Origin of the sequence: Marinobacterium mangrovicola (assembly GCF_004339595.1) — a bacterium.
Classification (GTDB): domain Bacteria; phylum Pseudomonadota; class Gammaproteobacteria; order Pseudomonadales; family Balneatricaceae; genus Marinobacterium_D; species Marinobacterium_D mangrovicola.
Genome location: NZ_SMFU01000009.1, coordinates 256,339 through 274,450 on the forward strand (window position 1 = coordinate 256,339; position 18,112 = coordinate 274,450).

The window sequence follows — 18,112 nt, forward strand, 5'->3', positions numbered from 1 at the left end:
AGACCACGGCGTCACTCTTTCAGGCAAACATTTCCCGCGCGATGGAGCCGAGGGTATCGACGATCTGGTCGATATGCTCTTTCTCGATGATCAGCGGCGGAGAGAAGGCGATGATGTCGCCCACGGCGCGCACCGACAGACCTTTCTCGTAGCAGCGCTGCATGATCTTCGGCCCCACCAGTGAGCCATCCGGCGCGGCGTACTGAACCGCCGCCACCAGGCCGCAGTTACGCACATCGACGATGCCCGGCTCGCCCTTCAGGCTGTGCAGTGCCGCCTCGAAGTACTCGCCGATCTCACCGCTGGCACGCTCCAGCAGGCCTTCGCTTTCGTAAATATCCAGGGTAGCCAGACCCGCAGCACAGGAAACCGGGTGCGCGGAGTAGGTGTAACCGTGGAAGAACTCGATGGTGCCTTCCGGCGCCGCGTTAACCACGGTGTCGTAGATCTCGTCACGGACAAAGACCGCACCCATCGGCGCTACACCGTTGGTAATACCCTTGGCTGAGGTGATCATGTCCGGCTCGACATCAAACTTCTGCGAGGCGAACGGTGCACCGAGGCGGCCCCAACCGGTGATCACTTCATCAAAGATCAGCAGAATGTCGTGACGGGTACAGATCTCACGCAGCTTCTTCAGGTAACCGATCGGCGGCAGCACCACGCCACCTGCACCGGATACCGGCTCGACGATCACGGCAGCGATAGTTTCGGCGCCGTGGAACTGGACCAGGTTTTCCAGCTCCAGCGCTTTTTCAATGCCGTGTTCCGGCAGGCCTTTACTAAACGCATTGCGGCTCAGGTCCAGGGTGTGCGGCAGGTGATCAACCGGCAGCAGCGGACCGAAGCCTTTGCGGTTAGGTGTCAGGCCGCCGACGGAGATACCGCCGAAGTTAACACCGTGATACGCCTTTTCGCGGCCGATAAAGCGGTACTTGCCGCCTTTACCACGGGCATTCTGGTAGGCCAGCGCGATCTTCAGAGCACTTTCCACCGCTTCGGAGCCAGAGTTGGCAAAGAACACGCGGTTGAGGTTTTCCGGAGTGTATTTGACCAGACGCTCGGCGAATTCAAAGCCGATATCGTGGCCCAGGTTAAACGGTGAAGTGTAATCCAGCTTCATCGCCTGCTGGCCCATCGCCTCGGCGATCTGGCGGCGGCCGTGACCGGCGTTGACACACCAGAGACCGGCGGTAGCATCCAGGATCTTGTCGCCACGATCGTTATGCAGCCAAACACCTTCCGCCCGTTCGATAATCCTTGGCGCGTTCTTGAAAGCCCTGTTCGCGGTGAACGGCATCCAGAAGTGATCCATGCTCTGATAGTTTTTCATCGTGCTAACCTTGTTTGGCGTCTTGGGGGCCGGTCGTTGCCGGGCCGGTTAAATGACCATAGCAGCAGTTTAGGCCCGACAGCCGGACAGGAAAAAGGTTGGCCGATAAAAGCCCAGTTTTATCCGCATCAAACTTTGCATCACACCTTGCACCACACTTCTCATCAAGCTTTGCCTCAAGCTTTTACGCCGCCCACAGCAAAACCCTCAGTCCAGAAAACAGGCTATTGGGTAGTCGGCCGGCTTTGACTAAGATGCGCTATTCCGCTTTTTCAGGATCCAGATGGTATGAGTTCACGCAAATACTGGCTAGGCCAGGTCGGCGACTTCGAAATAAAACAGCTTCGCGTCTTCACCACGGTGGTGCAGTGCGGCGGTTTTTCCGCGGCTGAGGCGGAGCTCAACATCACCCGCTCGACGATCAGCATCCATATCGCCAACCTGGAAGCGCGACTCAATCTGAAACTCTGCCATCGCGGCCGTTCCGGTTTTTCGCTCACCGACGAGGGCAAGATCATCTACGAGTCGGCGCAGAACCTGTTTGGCACCCTGGAAGAGTTTCGCGCCACGGTAAACAACCTTAACGCGACCCTGTCGGGGGATCTGCGCCTGATCTTTTCCGATACGGTCAGCGGCGACTCGCGCCTGGGCCTGTCGGAACTGATCAGCCAGGTTAACGAGCGGGCGCCGGACGTTTACATCACGGTGGATGTCGCTTCCATGGCCGAGATCGAACAGATGGTGATCAACGAGGAAGCCGAAGTGGGCTTTATCCCCAGGCACCGCAGCATCGAAGGCCTGGATTACCTGCACCTGTTCACCGATACCTGCCGCATCTATTGCCACAGCAGCCACCCGCTGTACGAGCTGCCGGATGAGCAGATCACCGATGCGGTGATCGAGAGCTACCCGTTCATCCAGGCTGGCCTCAAACCCCACGAGGGCGCCGCCAGCCTGATCGAACACAAGGAGCTGCGCGCCACCGCTTACTACTATGAAACCCGGCTGGCCCTGATCCGCTCCGGACGCTACCTGGGTTTTCTGCCGGAATATTATGTGGCCAGCGAAACCAGGCCCGGCGAGCTGCGGGCACTGAACCCGCAGAGCAATCATTACGATCTGGATCTCTGCGCTATCGTGCGCAAGTCATCACGCGCCAACAAGGCACGGGACCTGTTCGTCCAGCTACTGCAGGAGAAGATGAACCAGCTCCATAACAAGGATTAATAATCACTGATTTAACGTGATTTTTACTGAAAACCTGCCTGTACCGACAAAAATCTTCTGTGTAATATCGGATGAATAACAGTCAACCATTGAACGATCCTTCACCGGATCAGAAAAAGATGGACAGAGGGGAGAAACATGGCGATTAAGATGAAAGGCTTCAGCAAAACGCTGCTGGCAACCGCCGCAGCGCTGGCTATTGCAGGGACCGCTCAGGCGGAAACACTGAAGATCGCGCTGGCTGGCCCTGCCACCGGCCCGGTTGCCCAGTACGGTGATATGCAGAAGATCGGCGTTGAAGCGGCGATCGACTACTTCAACGCCAACGGCGGCATCAACGGTATGGAAGTGGAAGGCGTGATCTACGATGACGCCTGCGACCCGAAACAGGCCGTGGCCGTAGCCAACAAGATCGTCAACGATGGTATCACCCACGTGGTGGGCCACCTCTGCTCCAGCTCTACCGAACCGGCCAGCGATATCTACTACGAGGAAGGCATCCTGATGATCACGGCGGCCTCCACCTCGCCGAGCATCACCGAAAAAGGCTACGACACCATCTTCCGTACCATCGGTCTGGACAGCCTGCAGGGCACGCTGGCAGCCGATTACATCTCCGGCACCGTCAAGCCTGAACGCGTCGCGGTTATCCATGACAAACAGCAGTATGGCGAAGGCCTGGCCACCACTGTGCGTGATTCCCTGGTTGAAGCCGGTATCGAGCCGGTGATGTTTGAAGGTGTCACCGCCGGTGACAAGGACTTCTCCGCCCTGATCGCCAAGCTGCAGAAAGCCGATGTGGATTTCGTCTACTACGGCGGCTACCACCCGGAGCTGGGGCTGATCCTGCGTCAGAGCAAGGAGAAAGGCTTTGAAGCCCAATTCATGGGTCCTGAAGGCATAGTCAACTCCGACCTGGCGAAGATCGCCGGCGACGCCACCGAAGGCGTTCTGGCCACCGCACCGAAGAGCTTCGATAAAAACCCGGAAAACGCCCTGCGCGTAGCGGCCATCGAAGAGAAGGGTCTCGACCCGACCGGCCCGTTCGTATTCCCGGCCTACGCTGCGGTACAGATCATGGCTGACACCATCGATGCGATCGACAGCACCGATCCAATGGCCATGGCCGAGTACATCAGCGCCAATGAGTTCGAGACCGCGATCGGTCACGTCAAATATGACGACAAGGGCGACCTGACCGAATCCACCTTCCTGGTGTACGAACTGCACGCCGACGGATCCAAGACCGCGGCCGAGTAATCGAACCGCCTTCCAACCAAACCCTATACCCCTGCGCCGTTTGGCCAGGGGTATCTGTTTTACTGGTAAGCCTCGATGACTGAAGCCAGCCTCTATCTTCTGCAGCAGATAATCAACGGACTGACCATCGGCTCAACCTATGCCTTGATCGCCATCGGTTACACCATGGTTTACGGCATCATCGGAATGATCAACTTCGCCCACGGCGAAATCTACATGATCGGTTCCTACATCTCTTTTATCGTGATCACGGGCCTTTTGGCGATGGGCCATATCGCCCTGCCCGCGGTGCTGTTTGTCGCTCTGGTGGTGGCGATGCTGGTGGCCAGCAGCTACGGCTGGGCCATAGAGCGCGTTGCCTACCGGCCGCTGCGCGGCTCCAACCGCCTGATCGCCCTGATCTCCGCCATCGGCATGTCCATATTCCTGCAGAACTACGTGGTTCTGGCCCAGGGTTCCCGCGACGTGGCGATGCCGCCGCTGATCTCCGGCAGCCTGGTGGAGTTCGGATCTCTGGAGACCTTTGAGGTCACCATCTCCTGGATGCAGCTGCTGATCTGGGTAGTTACGCTGATCTCCATGACCGTATTGACCCTGTTTATCTCGCGCTCGCGGATGGGACGCGCCTGCCGTGCCTGTGCCGAGGATATCGGCATGACCAACCTGCTCGGCATCGATACCAACCGTATCATCGCCATGACCTTCGTCATCGGCGCCGCGCTGGCGGCCATTGCCGGCCTGTTGTTGGGACTCTACTACGGTGTGGTTAACCCCTTCGTTGGCTTTATCGCCGGCCTCAAGGCGTTCACCGCGGCGGTCCTGGGTGGCATCGGCTCAATCCCCGGCGCCATGCTGGGCGGCCTGATCCTGGGTGTGACCGAAGCACTGACTGCGGCCTACTTCCCGTCCGAATACAAGGATGTGGTGTCGTTCGGGCTGCTGGTACTGATCCTGCTGTTCCGGCCCACAGGCATTCTGGGTAAACCGGAGGTGGAGAAAGTCTGATGCGCAGATCTCTGTATAACGCTATTTTCGCGGCGGGCATCACCTTTGTGCTGACCTGCCTGATGCTCGGTGTGCAGCTGGGCGCCGAAGGCACCACACTGACCGTTACCGGCGCCGACGCCACTCGCTGGACCTGGATAGGTATCGGCATCGCGGCGGTATTCTTCGTGCAGCTGTTCTCCGACAAGGTCGATGCCTTTTTCGGCCGCATCCCCAAGCCGAACCTGGCCGCGCTAAAACCGGAAGAGACCAAGTGGCGCCGCATCAAGCCCTGGGCACTGGCGGCCCTGGTGGTGGTGATGCTGGTCTGGCCGTTCATGGCCTCCCGCGGCGCCGTGGATCTGGCCACCCTGACGCTGATCTACATTATGCTGGGGCTGGGTCTTAACATCGTGGTCGGCCTGGCCGGTCTACTCGACCTGGGTTACGTGGCATTTTACGCCGTGGGCGCCTACACCTACGCCCTGCTGTCGGAATATTTCGGCTTCTCCTTCTGGGCCTGCCTGCCCATCGCTGCCCTGCTGGCCGCCACCTTCGGCTTTATTCTCGGCTTTCCGGTACTTCGCCTGCGCGGTGACTACCTGGCGATCGTTACCCTGGGCTTCGGTGAAATTATCCGTATTCTGCTCAACAACTGGACCGATCTGACCGGTGGCCCCAACGGTATATCCGGTATCGAAAAACCAACCCTGTTTGGTCTTGAGTTCAGCCGTCGCGCCAGCGAGGGCAGTCAGACCTTCCACGAGTTTTTCGGTATCGACTACGACAGCAGTCAGAAGGTGGTTTTCCTCTATCTGATCGCCGTGGTGCTGGTGTGCATCGTGGTCTACCTGATCAACCGCCTGATGCGGATGCCTATCGGCCGTGCCTGGGAAGCACTGCGCGAGGATGAGATCGCCTGCCGCTCGCTGGGCCTTAATCGCACGGTTATCAAGCTGTCCGCTTTTACGCTGGGTGCTTCCACCGCAGGTTTTGCCGGCTGCTTCTTCGCCGCACGTCAGGGCTTTATCAGCCCCGAATCGTTCATCTTTATCGAGTCGGCGATCATCCTGGCGATCGTGGTACTCGGCGGCATGGGCTCCCAGGTGGGCGTAATTTGTGCGGCCATCGTGATGACGATTCTGCCGGAGCTGGCCCGTGAGTTCTCCGAGTATCGAATGCTGATGTTCGGCCTGCTGATGGTGCTGATGATGCGCTGGCGTCCTCAGGGACTGGTACCGATGAAGCGTCCCCACCTGGAGTTGAAACAACAATGAGTCAGTTACTGCTTGATGTTAACGAGCTGACCATGCGCTTCGGTGGTCTGCTTGCGGTCAACGAGGTCAATCTGAAGGTCAAGAACCGTCAGATTGTCTCCATCATCGGCCCCAACGGGGCCGGCAAAACCACGGTGTTCAACTGCCTGTCGGGGTTTTATATCCCCACCGACGGCAGTGTGCTGTTCAACGGCCAGCAGCTGGCCGGACTGAAGGATTTCCAGATCTCCCGCAAGGGGCTGGTGCGTACCTTCCAGCACGTGCGTCTGTTCAAGCGGATGACGGTGATAGAGAACATGCTGGTGGCCCAGCATCGCCATCTGAACACCAACCTGTTCTCCGGTATGTTCAAAACGCCGGCCTACCGCCGCCTGGAAAAGGAAGCGATGGACCGCGCGATCTACTGGCTGGAGGAGGTCAATCTGCTGGAGCACGCCAACCGTGAGGCCGGTTATCTCGCCTACGGTCAGCAGCGCAAGCTGGAGATCGCCCGCTGCATGTCGACCCAGCCGGAGCTGCTCCTGCTCGACGAACCGGCGGCGGGCCTCAACCCGAAAGAGACCAAGGAGCTCGACGAGCTGATCATCCGGCTGCGCGACGAGCACGAAATCTCCGTGCTGCTGATCGAACACGATATGAGCCTGGTGATGGGTATCTCCGATCACATCTACGTGATCGCCCAGGGCACGCCGCTGGCCGATGGCATGCCGGATGAGATCAAGAGCAACCCTGAAGTCATCAAAGCCTATCTGGGGGAGAGCTGAGCATGCTGACACTCAGAAATGTAAACACTCACTACGGCCAGATCCAGGCGCTGCACGATGTTTCCATCGAGGTAAACCAGGGTGAGATCGTTACTCTGATCGGTGCCAACGGCGCCGGTAAAACCACGCTGATGATGACCGTCTGCGGCTCGCCCCAGGCCTCCTCCGGCAGCATCGAGTTCGAGGGTGAGGCGATCGAAAAGCAGCCCACCTCGGTGATCATGCGCAAGGGGCTGGCGGTCGTACCTGAAGGCCGCCGCATCTTCCCGGGCCTTACCGTGGCGGAAAACCTGCACATGGGCGCCTACTTCAGCGACAAGGCCGCTTACGAGGCGCAACGCGACCACGTGCTGGAGCTGTTCCCCCGCCTGAAGGAGCGCTACCACCAGCGCGGCGGCACCATGTCCGGTGGCGAGCAGCAGATGCTGGCGATCGGCCGCGCGCTGATGAGTCATCCACGTCTGCTGCTGCTCGATGAGCCTTCGCTGGGCCTGGCACCGATCATCATCCAGCAGATATTCGAGATCATCGAACAACTACGTGATGAGGGTGTCACCATCTTTCTGGTGGAACAGAACGCGCACCAGGCGCTTAAGATCGCCGACCGTGGTTATGTGCTTGAGAACGGTCGGGTCGTGATGAGCGATACCGGCGCCGCCCTGCTTCAGGATGATGCCGTCAGCAAAGCATACCTCGGCGGCTAAGCGGGTGAACTCGAGATCCAGCCCCTGGTCACCTCAGTGGGTTGGATCCGTTTTCATTGATCCGACCTGCTCTTTTTATTCTCTGGCCATATTGCCACTTTTAACCAGAGTGCAAGTTGCTAGACTAAGAAGCTGGGGACCGCCGCTGCAACGCTCAGGCGGGTTCCACTATCAGGTAACACCTAGCTTCCTGGAAACGATTTCGTTGGACACCGGCATGGCATTCGGCGGGCCGGAGATTTGCTGTATGGATGGAGTCAAATCGTGCGACTGATCATTATCTCCCTTTCGGCCCTCTTTATCAGCCTGGCACTGGTAATCGGCGGCAATGCCTACCTGCTCACCTACTTGGGTGTCCGACTCGGTGCCGAGGGCGTGCCGCCGACCCAGGTCGGTTTCATCATGGTTTGCTACTCCATCGGTTTTGCCATCGGCTCCCACTACGCCACCCACCTGGTGGCCAAGGTCGGACACATCCGCACCTTTGCCGCCATGGCCGCACTGACCGCCATGGCGTCGATGAGCTATCCGCTCATGGATTCGGTCTACTTCTGGGCCACCCTGCGTTTTGTCGGCGGTATCACCGCGGCCGGTCTCTACGTGATCATCGAAAGCTGGTTCAGTGCGGTTGCCTCCAACAACAACCGCGGCACGCTGTTCGCGCTCTATCAGGTGGCCGCCTACGGTTCTTCCACCCTGGCCCAGATGACGGTGGGCTACAGCGAACCGCTGAGCTCGGTGCCGTTCACCGGTGCTGCACTGGTACTGCTGGCGGCGATCATCCCGCTCTGTCTGTCACGCATGCAGTCACCGCATATCGAACCCGGTCCGAAAATGTCGCTGCTGACGCTATATCGTGAGGCACCGCTCGGGCTCACCTGCGCGTTTACCGGCGGCATCATGCTCGGGGCGTATTACTCGCTGGTGCCACTGTTCGGCAGCCTGACCAACATGAGCGTCAAGGAGGTGTCTCAATTGATGACCGCCTCCGTGCTGCTCGCGCTGCTGCTGGCCTGGCCGGTGGGCTGGATCTGTGACCGGGTTCAACGCAGCCAGGTGATGCTGGTCATCACCCTGACGGCGGCTTTCCTCAGTCTGGCCGTGGCGCTCAGCGTCGATATGTCGTTCCTGATCCGTGTCGTACCCGCTGCCGTGCTGCTCGGCATGCTGTCACTGGTTAACTCGGTAGCCGTGGCGCTCACCCACGACCGCATCGATGCCAGCGCCAGGGTCGCGGCCAGCTCAGCACTGATGCTCTGCTACGGTGTGGGCAGTATCATTGGTCCGATCGGCAGCTCGATGCTGATGGAAGCGTTTGCACCGGAAACCATGTTTGTGGGCTTTGCTGTGCTGCTTGTCACGCTGGCCAGCTACGTTCGTTATCGTCAGAAACGGATGCCGCCGCTGCCGATTACCGCCCAGGAGCATTACGTGGCAACCATGCCGGAGACCCAGCTTTCCTCCGAGTTTGACCCGCGCTATGAAACCGAGGAGGAAAACGAAACCTCCGTGGAAGATATCTTCCCGGAAGAGTGGGTTGAAGCCTGGGGCGACGACGCCAGCGAAGAGAAAGACGAGGAGAAAGAGCCCGAGCCTTCCGCCACCAGTGAAGAGATCGAAGTGGGCGGCGAAATGATCGGCATGGAAGAGCGCGATTCCAGCTACTGGGAGGAAAAGCGCAAGGCCGGGGAAGCCGCTCAAGCACCAGACAGTGATCAGGGAGAAGCGCCAGCGGCGGAAAAACCCGCCACCAATGCGGAGCAACCGGAAGCAACGGAGCCAGGCGCCGACGAAAAAACTGACGCTGAAGCGGACAAGGATAAAGACAAGAAACCGGACTGACTCGACCGGTTTTGGACAGGCGCCTGCGGGCGCCTTTTATCGTTTTACCCTCCGATCGCGAGCCTTAAGCGACTCTGTTTAAGCGCGCAAAAGCACCAGATTCGGGCACTTCATCATCTGAACAGCCGCATCAACCCTGCGCTTTCCTCGACTCTGCTAAGAATCCACTGAGCCGGTATCGATAAAAGGAACCGGGATTCAAATCTTTAGTCTATTTTTTATACAACTCTTCCCTATTCCCGTCTCTGAACGGGAAGCCCTAACCGGTCACGGCACGGCAATTGCTCATATCTGTTAACGCTTCACGCCATTCAACAAGCGGGAGAACGTCATGATAAGCCAGCTGCTTGAGCCTTCACGTCCCCTGGACGATATCGCCCCGCTGGGCCGTATCGGCTTGGTGGCCCTGTCCACCGACTTCAACAGCGAACAGGACCTGCGCCGCTTCTATCCCGCCGGCGTCGAGCTGTTTACCAGCCGCGTCGCCAACCACAATCCGATGACGCTGGAGAATCTGCGCGCCATGGCGCCCGGTATCACCGGTGCAGCGGAACTGATCCTGCCCGGTATAAAGCTGGATGTGATGGTCTATGGCTGTACCGCTGGCACCCTGGCGATCGGCCAGGACAGAATAGAGGACCTGATCAGACTGGCGCGCCCGGGGGTTCCGGTCACCACGCCACTGCAGGCAGGGATTGAAGGCTGTCGCGCCCTGGGGGCCAGCCGGATCTCTCTACTCACGCCCTATACCGAGGATGTGAATCTGCAGCTGGCGGACCAGTTCACCGCGCGGGGCTTCGAGGTGCTCAGCGTCGCGGGTCTTGGCTTCACCGATGACCGCCTGGTCACCGGCGTTTCCCCACTGGATATTGCCGATGCCGCCGTGGCCGCCTGCGATCCCCTGGCGGACCTGCTGTTTATCTCCTGCACCGCCCTGCGCGCCTCTCTCGCGATCGAAGCGATCGAGACCCGCCTCGGCAAGCCGGTGGTCAGCAGCAACCAGGCAATCGCCTGGCACAGCCTGCGTCTGCTGGGCTATACCGGCCGGATCGAGCACTTTGGCCGTCTCTTCGAACAGCCCGCCGATGATAGCAGCGCCAGCCTCGCCCACCTTATGAAGCTGCCTACCGATCCGGGGGCTTCGCCTGCCTAGCGTTCGACCCACTTAGATAGAGCGAGGGCGGCGGCAACCGCCCTTGATCAGCTGAAAAACACTCGCAAATTTTTTTTCGTTTTCCGTGTAAGGAATGCGTTTCGCCGTCGACTATCGCAGCAAGAAGGGAAGTAGCTGTTTCTCTTCTCGATAAAACGGCTGCTTCAGCCAACGCACCCAACAAATCGGAGAACAATCATGTCTATGAAGACTACCACCTCTACGACACTTGCACTGGCTCTGGGTACCGCCGTCAGCCTGACCTCCCTGCCGGCCACCGCTGCCGATATGGAGAAATGCTACGGCGTCTCCCTGAAGGGGCAGAACGACTGTAAGGCGGGCCCCGGTACCTCCTGCGCAGGCACCGCGAAAAAGGACCACCAGGGTAACGCCTGGAAAATGGTTCCCGCCGGTACCTGCACCGAGATGGAATCCACCACCTCACCCACAGGCATGGGCCAGCTCGAAGCCTTTGAAGAAAAGATGTCTTAAGGAACTGACCAGTAGCGCCAGCGGGAGGTTTAACGATGAAAAGCGATCAACACAGTCAAACAGGCCCATACAAACCTCCCGCCGGCCTGCCCTCTGGCGCAGGCATAGGGCTGAAGCCGGAGCACTTTCAGCCGCTGCTTGAGACCCGCCCGAAATTGGGTTTTGTCGAAGTCCATGCCGAAAACTACATGGTGGCAGGTGGCCCCATGCATCACTATCTGCAGCGGATACACGAACACTATGCACTGTCAGTTCATGGCGTGGGACTTTCCATCGGCGGCAGCGAGCCGCTTGATGAGGCCCATCTGGAACGGCTTAAAACACTGATAGCGCGACATCAGCCTGAGCGTTTTTCCGAGCACCTGGCCTGGTCGAGCCACAACGGCCAGTTCATGAATGACCTGTTGCCGCTCCCCTACACGCCGGAACGCTTAGAGAACGTCTGCGATCACGTGGACAGAGTGCAGGAAAAACTCGGCATACAGATGTTGCTGGAAAACCCGGCAACCTATCTCCAGTATCGCGACTCCAGTTACACCGAACCTGAATTTATTGCCGAGGTGATCCGTCGCACCGGCTGCGGCCTGCTACTGGATGTGAATAACGTCTATGTCAGCGCCATCAACCACGGCTTCAGCAGCCACGCCTATATCGACGCTCTGCCCTGCCACCGGGTCGGCGAAATACACCTTGCCGGATTCGCTCGCGACAGCGACTCCCAGGGCGCACCGCTGCTGATCGATAGCCATGATGCACCGGTGGCTGAGGCGGTGTGGAAACTTTACGACTATGCATTAGAGCAAACCGGCGCGGTGGCCACGCTGATCGAGCGCGATGCCAACCTGCCTCCCCTGACGATCCTGGTGGCTGAGGCACAGAACGCCGCGCGCAGGCTCCAGGCGATTTCGCGGGAGGTGGCGTAATGGATATTAAAGCGAACAGCGACAGTCGATTTCAGCACGCACTACTGAACCCGGAGCTTGCACCGCCTGATGGCGTCTCTGCCTGGGACTCAGAGACCGGCAGCAAACGCTTCGACGTATATCGCAACAATGTCATCGTTTCGCTGATCGATGCACTGGCCAACTGCTTCGATGTGGTGAAACAGCTGGTTGGAGAGCCGTTCTTTCGGGCCATGGCGCGGGAGTTTCTGCGCGATCCCGCCAACCTGCCCGCCTCACCGGTACTGGCCCATTACGGCGAACGCTTTCCCGCGTTTATTGCAGATTTTGAGCCCGCCGCTACTCTTCCCTATCTCAGTGACGTGGCGCAGCTGGAGTGGTTAAGGCTCCAATCTCTCCACGCCGCTGACGCGAACTCTGCTGATAGTAAGCACTTATCTACAGTGGTCAAAAAAGCACTGTCCAACGAGACCGGCTGCATACCTTTCAAGCTGTTTTTTCATCCATCCTTAGCCCTGTTCAAAAGCCGCTATGCCGCAGTCTCTATATGGGCTGCTCACCAGGGGCTGGCAAAACTGGCCAACATAGACCCAAACACACCGGAGCAGGCGCTGATCCTGAGACCTGAGCTGGAAGTGGAAACCATCCCGCTGAGCCATGAGAGCGCCGATTTTATCGACCGCTGCATGGCCGGTGAGCCGCTGCGCAACCCCCCGCTTGGCCCAACCCTGGAGTTGCTGGTGCAAAAAGGCGCAATTACCGGCATAGCGCTATTCGAGGAGGAATAAACCATGAACAGTTCAGCCTCCAACTCATTGATCGGTCTGATCTGCAAAGCCAATACACTGCTCGGCCGTATTCCTGAAAATCTGGTTCAGCTGCTGGCACGGTTTTCCCTGGCCGCGATCTTCTGGATCTCCGGGCAGACGAAAGTAGAAGGGTTCGCGCTGAATATCATCGACGGTACGGTCGAACTGGGCTGGCCCCGTTTTGCCGGTTCAACGCTCTATCTGTTCAGGGAGGAGTACGCCCTGCCGCTGATTCCCGTGGAACTCGCTGCAACCCTGGCCACGACTGCTGAGCACCTGTTCCCGGTGCTGTTACTGCTGGGCCTTGCCACCCGCTTTTCGGCACTTGCCCTGCTGATCATGACGCTGACGATTCAGCTGTTCGTCTACCCCGGCGCTTACCCGACCCACGGCATCTGGGCCACCGGCCTGCTATTCCTGATGATGCGCGGTGCTGGTACCCTGTCTGTGGATTACTGGCTGAAGCGACGCTGCGGAGATTGCTCCCCTTAGCCGTTCGCAGGCTCAACTCCCCTGAAAGCACGAAGGGCCGCATTCTTGATGCGGTCTTTCTGTTTCTGCGCTAACTGGAAAGGATACTCCGTTGCTGATACCCGCCGCTTACCTCACCGTTGTCGTCATCTGGTCCACCTCGCCTCTGACGATCGCCTGGAGCGGCGAAACCGTGGATCCGATCATCGCGGCGGGACTGAGAATGGCGCTGGCGGCCGCCGCCGGCCTTCTGCTGCTGGCGGCACGGCGAGTACCTCTGCCGCTGAACGCCAAGGCGTTTCGCTCCTATCTCTGCGCCACACTGGGGGTTTACGGCGCCATGTGCAGTGTCTATCTGGCTGCACGCTATGTGCCCTCTGGCCTGATCTCTGTCCTCTTTGGCCTCGCGCCGATACTCTCGGCCCTGTTTGCCCGGGTGCTGTTCCGCAGCGAGCATTTTCCCTTCTATCGCTGGCTCGCCTGCGCGCTGGCACTGGCCGGTCTTGCCGTGATTTTCATGGACGATGTGGCGCTTGGCCCCGGCAGTCTGCCCGGCGTTCTGCTACTGCTACTGGGTGTGAGTCTGTTCAGCCTCAGCGGTGTGCTGGTCAAACAGCAGCGGGCGCAGCTGGATCCGCTGGCACAAACCGTTGGTGCCCTGATGCTTTCGATTCCCTGCTATCTGGTCACCTGGCTGCTGATCGGCGGTGACTGGCAACCACTGGATCCCGCGTCACGCTCATTCTGGTCAATTATCTACCTGGCGCTGATCGGCTCGCTGCTGGGTTTTGTCTCTTACTACTTCGTGCTCAAGCACCTGAGCGCCAGCACCGTAGCGCTGGTAACCTTGATTACACCGGTATTTGCGCTATTCCTTGGGCATCTACTTAACGATGAGCCTCTGAGCGAACAGCTTTATCTGGGCTCTGCTCTGGTGCTGATGGGGCTGGGTCTGTTCTTCTTCGGCGGCTCGCTTAACTCGCTACGGCGATTGGGTTCAACGCGCTGAATTGCCTTTACACCTATCGCAGTCAATACTTCAGGGGCTAAGCCTTCCCGGAGAGCGCCCGCATGAAGCAGTTAACCCTGATCCGCCACGCCAAATCGAGCTGGGAGAATCCCCAGCTTTCGGATTTCGAGCGTCCGCTGAATCCACGCGGCCAACGTGACCTTCCCGCCATGGCTGAGCGGGTGCGGGCCAAGGAGCTGATTCCCGATCTGCTGCTCTACAGCAGCGCGCTGCGCACCACCCTGACGGCCCAGGAGCTCAGCTCCTGCCTGTTGCTACCGGCATCCCACTGCAAGGATGTGCCGGAGATGTATGAAGCCTGCTGGGAAACACTGCTGAACCTGTTGCAGGGGCAGTCAGATTCACACTCTCGCCTGATGCTGGTGGGTCATAATCCAGGCATCGCTGAGCTCGGCGCCTACCTCAGCGGCACCCCGCTGCCACACTTCCCCACCTCCTGTGTACAGCACCTGATTCTCAACGTACTGAGCTGGAGCGAACTGGCCGAAAGCTGCGGTACCAGCCAGTGGTTTGACTATCCAAAACTGCACCGCTGAAAAGCTACATCGATGAAAAACCACATCGATAAAAAGCGGCAAAACAAACCACCGTTGCAGCGCCAAGTCTCTGTCCGCTGATCCCGCTGTTGCCAAGTGCAGACTGATAAGAGAGAGCCGATTCGGGTACACTTATTACCCCTCTCTCTGCTTCTAAGGGATTAGCGTTGGAACTCTACCTCCAGACTCTCGCCTTCACCGGCAATATCGTCGCGCCCATCTTCCTGATCATGTTCATCGGTTATTTACTGGTCAGGGTCGGAGTATTCAACGAAAACTTCGTGAATGTGGGTTCCCGCTTCGTTTTCACCGTCACTCTGCCGACGCTGGTGTTTCTCTCCATTGCACGGATGGATTACCACGCCACGTTCAACCCGGCGATGTTGCTGTTTGTCTTTATCACCACACTGATCTCTTTCGGCCTGATCTGGTGGCTCGGAAAACGCTGGATCGACTCGCCGGAGGACCTTGCCTCGTTCATTCAGGGCGCGTTTCGAAGTAACTACGGCATTCTCGGGCTGGCGATCAGCTTCAACCTGTTTGGCCAGGCGGGGCTTGCGGAGGGTTCGCTGATCCTGGCGCTGGTGATCCCTATGTATAACGTGCTGGCGATCATCTGCCTGACCGTACCGCTGCAGAAAAGCGGCGGTCTGGATGTGATGAAAACTGCCTACCAGATTATCCGCAACCCGCTGATTATCGCGGTAATCATCGCCCTGCCCTTCTCCTATTTCGGCCTGGAACTGCCGCATATCGCTGAACGCACTGCACGTTATTTTGCCGATATCACCCTGCCGCTGGCGCTGCTGACCATCGGTGGCTCACTCAATATGAAGAGTTTGAAAAGCACCTCGGGATCAGCCTTCTGGGCAACCCTGACCAAGCTGGTGCTGCTGCCACTGGTGCTGGTGCCCCTGGCCTGGCTGTTCGGCTTCTCCGGTCAGGACATGGTGATGCTGATGGTGCTGTTCGGCTGCCCGAGCGCCGCCGCCGGCTTCGTCATGGCCAAGGCGATGGGCGCCAACGCCCAGCTCGCCGCCAATATCATCCTGACCACCACGCTGGGTTCGGTGGTGACGCTGAGCACCGGCATCTTCATCGTGCGCTTTATCGGCATTATCTGATCGCCGAGAAACAGGGGCTGAGACATGCTGAAGATTTTTAAAGATGCACGGACTGCCAAACTGGTAAATGCGCTGCGCAGCGGCAACAGGGAAACGCTGAACAAACTGGCCGGCAAGTTCACGCCAGAACAACTGACCGAGCCGCTGGCCGATAACTTCAATGCACTGGAGCTCGCCTTACAGGCTGGACAGGCAGCATCGCTGCGCTGGGTAATGGAGCAGCTGCCGCAGCATGCCCAGCGGGACGCTGATGACACGCCCTACCTGCTGCACGCGCTGCAACATCCAGACGAGAGCCTGGCCCTGATCACTGCAATGCTGCAATCCGGGTTTGATGCCAATATCAGCCACGAAGAGCGCAGCCTGCTGGAGTGGTGCTTCGAGCACTGTGAGCAGCAGACGCTGATGCTGCACCTGAGCCGGCTCACCCAGCACGGCGCAACGTTGGAACAGGCCGAGATACTGGTGATCCGTTCAATGGAGCGCGAAGACCAGGCCACGCTTAACTTTCTGATCAGCTCCGGCGCACCGCTACCCGGAGACCTGAGCGGTATCCAGTGCAGTGACGAACTACGCGCCTACGCCCGTCGCTGCGCCGATGACAAAAAGATCCGTGAAATGATGCTGGGGCGCTAAGCCCCAGCGTTCAGAGCGGCAAGTCTGTCCGGCTATTTACCAATCCCCTTTTACCAATAGCTTTTTACCAATAGCCCAGCAGCTTCCACCAGAGAATCCCCACCACAGCCCAGACCAGCAGGTTCACAAGGCTCATCACGAAGCCGGCGCGCCACCACTCACCCAGGGTCAGGTAACCGGAGCCGAAGATCACCGGTGAAGTACCGGTGGCGTAATGGGTCAGGGTCATCATGATCGATGAGGCCGCGGCCATCATCAGCACAAACGGCATACTCGGTACGCCCAGGCTCAGCCCCACGGTCAGGAAGGCCCCCATCATCGCGGTGATGTGTGCTGTGGTGCTGGCGAAGAAGTAGTGCGAATAGAGGAAGATAGCGACAATCAGCACACTGGCCAGCGGCCAGCCCATGCCGGTATCGGTAATCCACTGCTGAACGCTGTGTGAGAACCAGTCGATCACACCCAGTTTGTTCAACTGGGTTGCCATCATCACCAGGGCGCCAAACCAGATCAGCGTATCCCAGGCGTTCTTCTCCTCGAGGATATCTTTCCAGTGCAGCACACCGGTCAACAACAGCATCGACAGCCCAAGGAATGCGGTGGTGGTGGCATTCAGCTTGAAACTCTCGCCCAGCAGCCAGGCCGGCAGATCCGCCCAGAACACCAGCAGCAGCAGGAACACCGCGAGCATCAGCTTTTCATCGCGGCTGACCGGCCCCAGCTCGGCCAGCTTATCTTTGGCGAAGCGGCGCGCGTCCGGTGTTTTGCGGACCTGAGGCGGATAGAGCCAGTAAAGCACCAGCGGCATCAGGGCGATGGCGGCCAGTCCGGGCAGCAGCATCGCCAGCGCCCAGGTGGTCCAGGTCAGATCGATCTGGGCCCCGGTGGCATCGGCCACCAATTTAACGGTCAGTGGGTTAGGGGCGGTGGCGGTAACAAACATCGCCGAGGTGATCGGGTTGCTGTGGTAGTTCACCAGCGCCAGGTATTTGCCGATTTTGCTCTCTGTCCCCTCCGCAGGAGAGGAGCCAAAGCTTTTCGAGATGGAGCGCATGATCGGATGCATGATACCGCCGCCACGGGCGGTGTTACTCGGTGTCACCGGTGCCAGCGTCAGCTCCGAGAGCGCCAGCCCGTAACCTATACCCAGGGTGCTGCGCCCGGTCAGGGCGATAAAGTGATAGCCGATTCGCGCACCTAGACCGCTGTTGATCAGGCCACGGGAGATCATCACGGCAATAGCGATCAACCAGATGAGCGGGCTGGAAAAGCTGCTCAGCGCGTCTTTGATCGCGGTGCCCGGGTTGTCACTGGTCACGCCGGTGGCGGCCACCAGGGCGATCGCCACAATGGAGATCGCACCAATCGACATCGCCTTGCCGATGATCGCCGCGATGGTGCCGATAAAGATCGCCAGCATCAGCCAACCCTGGTCACTGACCATCTCGGGCTGAGGCAGGAAATAGACGAGAGTACCCAATCCCAGCGCAACCAGCGCCGGAGCCAGCCGCAGGTCGGAGGGACTTTTATTTGAGGGAGGCATGAAAGATCCTTTTTCTACAACAGGA

General features: G+C 58.9%; 18 protein-coding genes. 16 read left to right on the top strand and 2 right to left on the bottom strand.

Annotated features, from left to right (window positions below):
* Positions 1-19 precede the first annotated feature (19 nt).
* Positions 20-1,333, bottom strand: a complete 1,314-nt coding sequence (gene aptA, locus CLV83_RS13620) for an omega-aminotransferase AptA (RefSeq protein WP_132293320.1) — start codon at positions 1,331-1,333, stop codon at positions 20-22.
* 288 nt (positions 1,334-1,621) lie between these two features.
* Between aptA and CLV83_RS13625 the strand changes: the two genes are divergently transcribed.
* From CLV83_RS13625 to CLV83_RS13700, 16 genes are all read left to right on the top strand, one after another.
* Positions 1,622-2,560 (top strand): LysR family transcriptional regulator, encoded by a 939-nt coding sequence (locus tag CLV83_RS13625; protein ID WP_132293323.1) that lies wholly within the window; start codon positions 1,622-1,624, stop codon positions 2,558-2,560.
* A 138-nt stretch (positions 2,561-2,698) separates the two neighbouring features.
* Complete coding sequence (locus tag CLV83_RS13630) at positions 2,699-3,820, top strand: high-affinity branched-chain amino acid ABC transporter substrate-binding protein (RefSeq protein ID WP_279387526.1); 1,122 nt, start codon at positions 2,699-2,701, stop codon at positions 3,818-3,820.
* A 75-nt stretch (positions 3,821-3,895) separates the two neighbouring features.
* Positions 3,896-4,825, top strand: a complete 930-nt coding sequence (gene livH, locus CLV83_RS13635) for a high-affinity branched-chain amino acid ABC transporter permease LivH (RefSeq protein ID WP_132293326.1) — start codon at positions 3,896-3,898, stop codon at positions 4,823-4,825.
* Complete coding sequence (locus tag CLV83_RS13640; RefSeq protein ID WP_132293329.1) at positions 4,825-6,081, top strand: high-affinity branched-chain amino acid ABC transporter permease LivM; 1,257 nt, start codon at positions 4,825-4,827, stop codon at positions 6,079-6,081. The genes livH and CLV83_RS13640 overlap by 1 nt, the downstream gene beginning before the upstream one ends.
* Positions 6,078-6,845, top strand: a complete 768-nt coding sequence (livG, locus tag CLV83_RS13645; RefSeq protein WP_132293332.1) for a high-affinity branched-chain amino acid ABC transporter ATP-binding protein LivG — start codon at positions 6,078-6,080, stop codon at positions 6,843-6,845. The genes CLV83_RS13640 and livG overlap by 4 nt, the downstream gene beginning before the upstream one ends.
* 2 nt (positions 6,846-6,847) lie before the next feature.
* The gene (locus CLV83_RS13650) at positions 6,848-7,549 is read left to right on the top strand and encodes an ABC transporter ATP-binding protein (RefSeq protein ID WP_132293335.1); all 702 of its coding nucleotides are present in this window, start codon (positions 6,848-6,850) and stop codon (positions 7,547-7,549) included.
* A gap of 264 nt (positions 7,550-7,813) precedes the next feature.
* Positions 7,814-9,391, top strand: coding sequence for an MFS transporter (locus tag CLV83_RS13655; RefSeq protein WP_165900313.1), 1,578 nt, complete (start codon positions 7,814-7,816; stop codon positions 9,389-9,391).
* A 331-nt stretch (positions 9,392-9,722) separates the two neighbouring features.
* Positions 9,723-10,544: a maleate cis-trans isomerase family protein gene (locus tag CLV83_RS13660; protein WP_165900314.1), complete on the top strand. Its 822-nt coding sequence runs from the start codon at positions 9,723-9,725 to the stop codon at positions 10,542-10,544.
* A 198-nt stretch (positions 10,545-10,742) separates the two neighbouring features.
* The gene (locus CLV83_RS13665) at positions 10,743-11,036 is read left to right on the top strand and encodes a BufA1 family periplasmic bufferin-type metallophore (RefSeq protein ID WP_341540381.1); all 294 of its coding nucleotides are present in this window, start codon (positions 10,743-10,745) and stop codon (positions 11,034-11,036) included.
* Between the two features lie 35 nt (positions 11,037-11,071).
* Entirely contained in the window at positions 11,072-11,959 is an 888-nt protein-coding gene (gene bufB / locus CLV83_RS13670) for an MNIO family bufferin maturase (protein ID WP_132293341.1), read from the top strand.
* Positions 11,959-12,726, top strand: coding sequence for an HvfC/BufC N-terminal domain-containing protein (locus tag CLV83_RS13675; protein WP_132293344.1), 768 nt, complete (start codon positions 11,959-11,961; stop codon positions 12,724-12,726). The genes bufB and CLV83_RS13675 overlap by 1 nt, the downstream gene beginning before the upstream one ends.
* A 3-nt stretch (positions 12,727-12,729) precedes the next feature.
* The gene (locus CLV83_RS13680) at positions 12,730-13,239 is read left to right on the top strand and encodes a DoxX family protein (protein ID WP_132293347.1); all 510 of its coding nucleotides are present in this window, start codon (positions 12,730-12,732) and stop codon (positions 13,237-13,239) included.
* Positions 13,240-13,330: 91 nt separating this feature from the next.
* Positions 13,331-14,227: a DMT family transporter gene (locus CLV83_RS13685; RefSeq protein WP_132293350.1), complete on the top strand. Its 897-nt coding sequence runs from the start codon at positions 13,331-13,333 to the stop codon at positions 14,225-14,227.
* Positions 14,228-14,289: 62 nt separating this feature from the next.
* On the top strand, positions 14,290-14,784 hold the full coding sequence (locus tag CLV83_RS13690; protein ID WP_132293353.1) for a SixA phosphatase family protein: 495 nt from the start codon (positions 14,290-14,292) through the stop codon (positions 14,782-14,784).
* A 167-nt stretch (positions 14,785-14,951) separates the two neighbouring features.
* The gene (locus tag CLV83_RS13695) at positions 14,952-15,908 is read left to right on the top strand and encodes an AEC family transporter (protein ID WP_104004497.1); all 957 of its coding nucleotides are present in this window, start codon (positions 14,952-14,954) and stop codon (positions 15,906-15,908) included.
* A gap of 24 nt (positions 15,909-15,932) precedes the next feature.
* The gene (locus tag CLV83_RS13700; RefSeq protein ID WP_132293356.1) at positions 15,933-16,544 is read left to right on the top strand and encodes a hypothetical protein; all 612 of its coding nucleotides are present in this window, start codon (positions 15,933-15,935) and stop codon (positions 16,542-16,544) included.
* Positions 16,545-16,608: 64 nt separating this feature from the next.
* On the opposite strand, the gene CLV83_RS13705 is transcribed toward CLV83_RS13700, so the two are convergent.
* Positions 16,609-18,087, bottom strand: coding sequence for a DASS family sodium-coupled anion symporter (locus tag CLV83_RS13705; protein WP_132293360.1), 1,479 nt, complete (start codon positions 18,085-18,087; stop codon positions 16,609-16,611).
* Between the last annotated feature and the right edge of the window lie 25 nt (positions 18,088-18,112).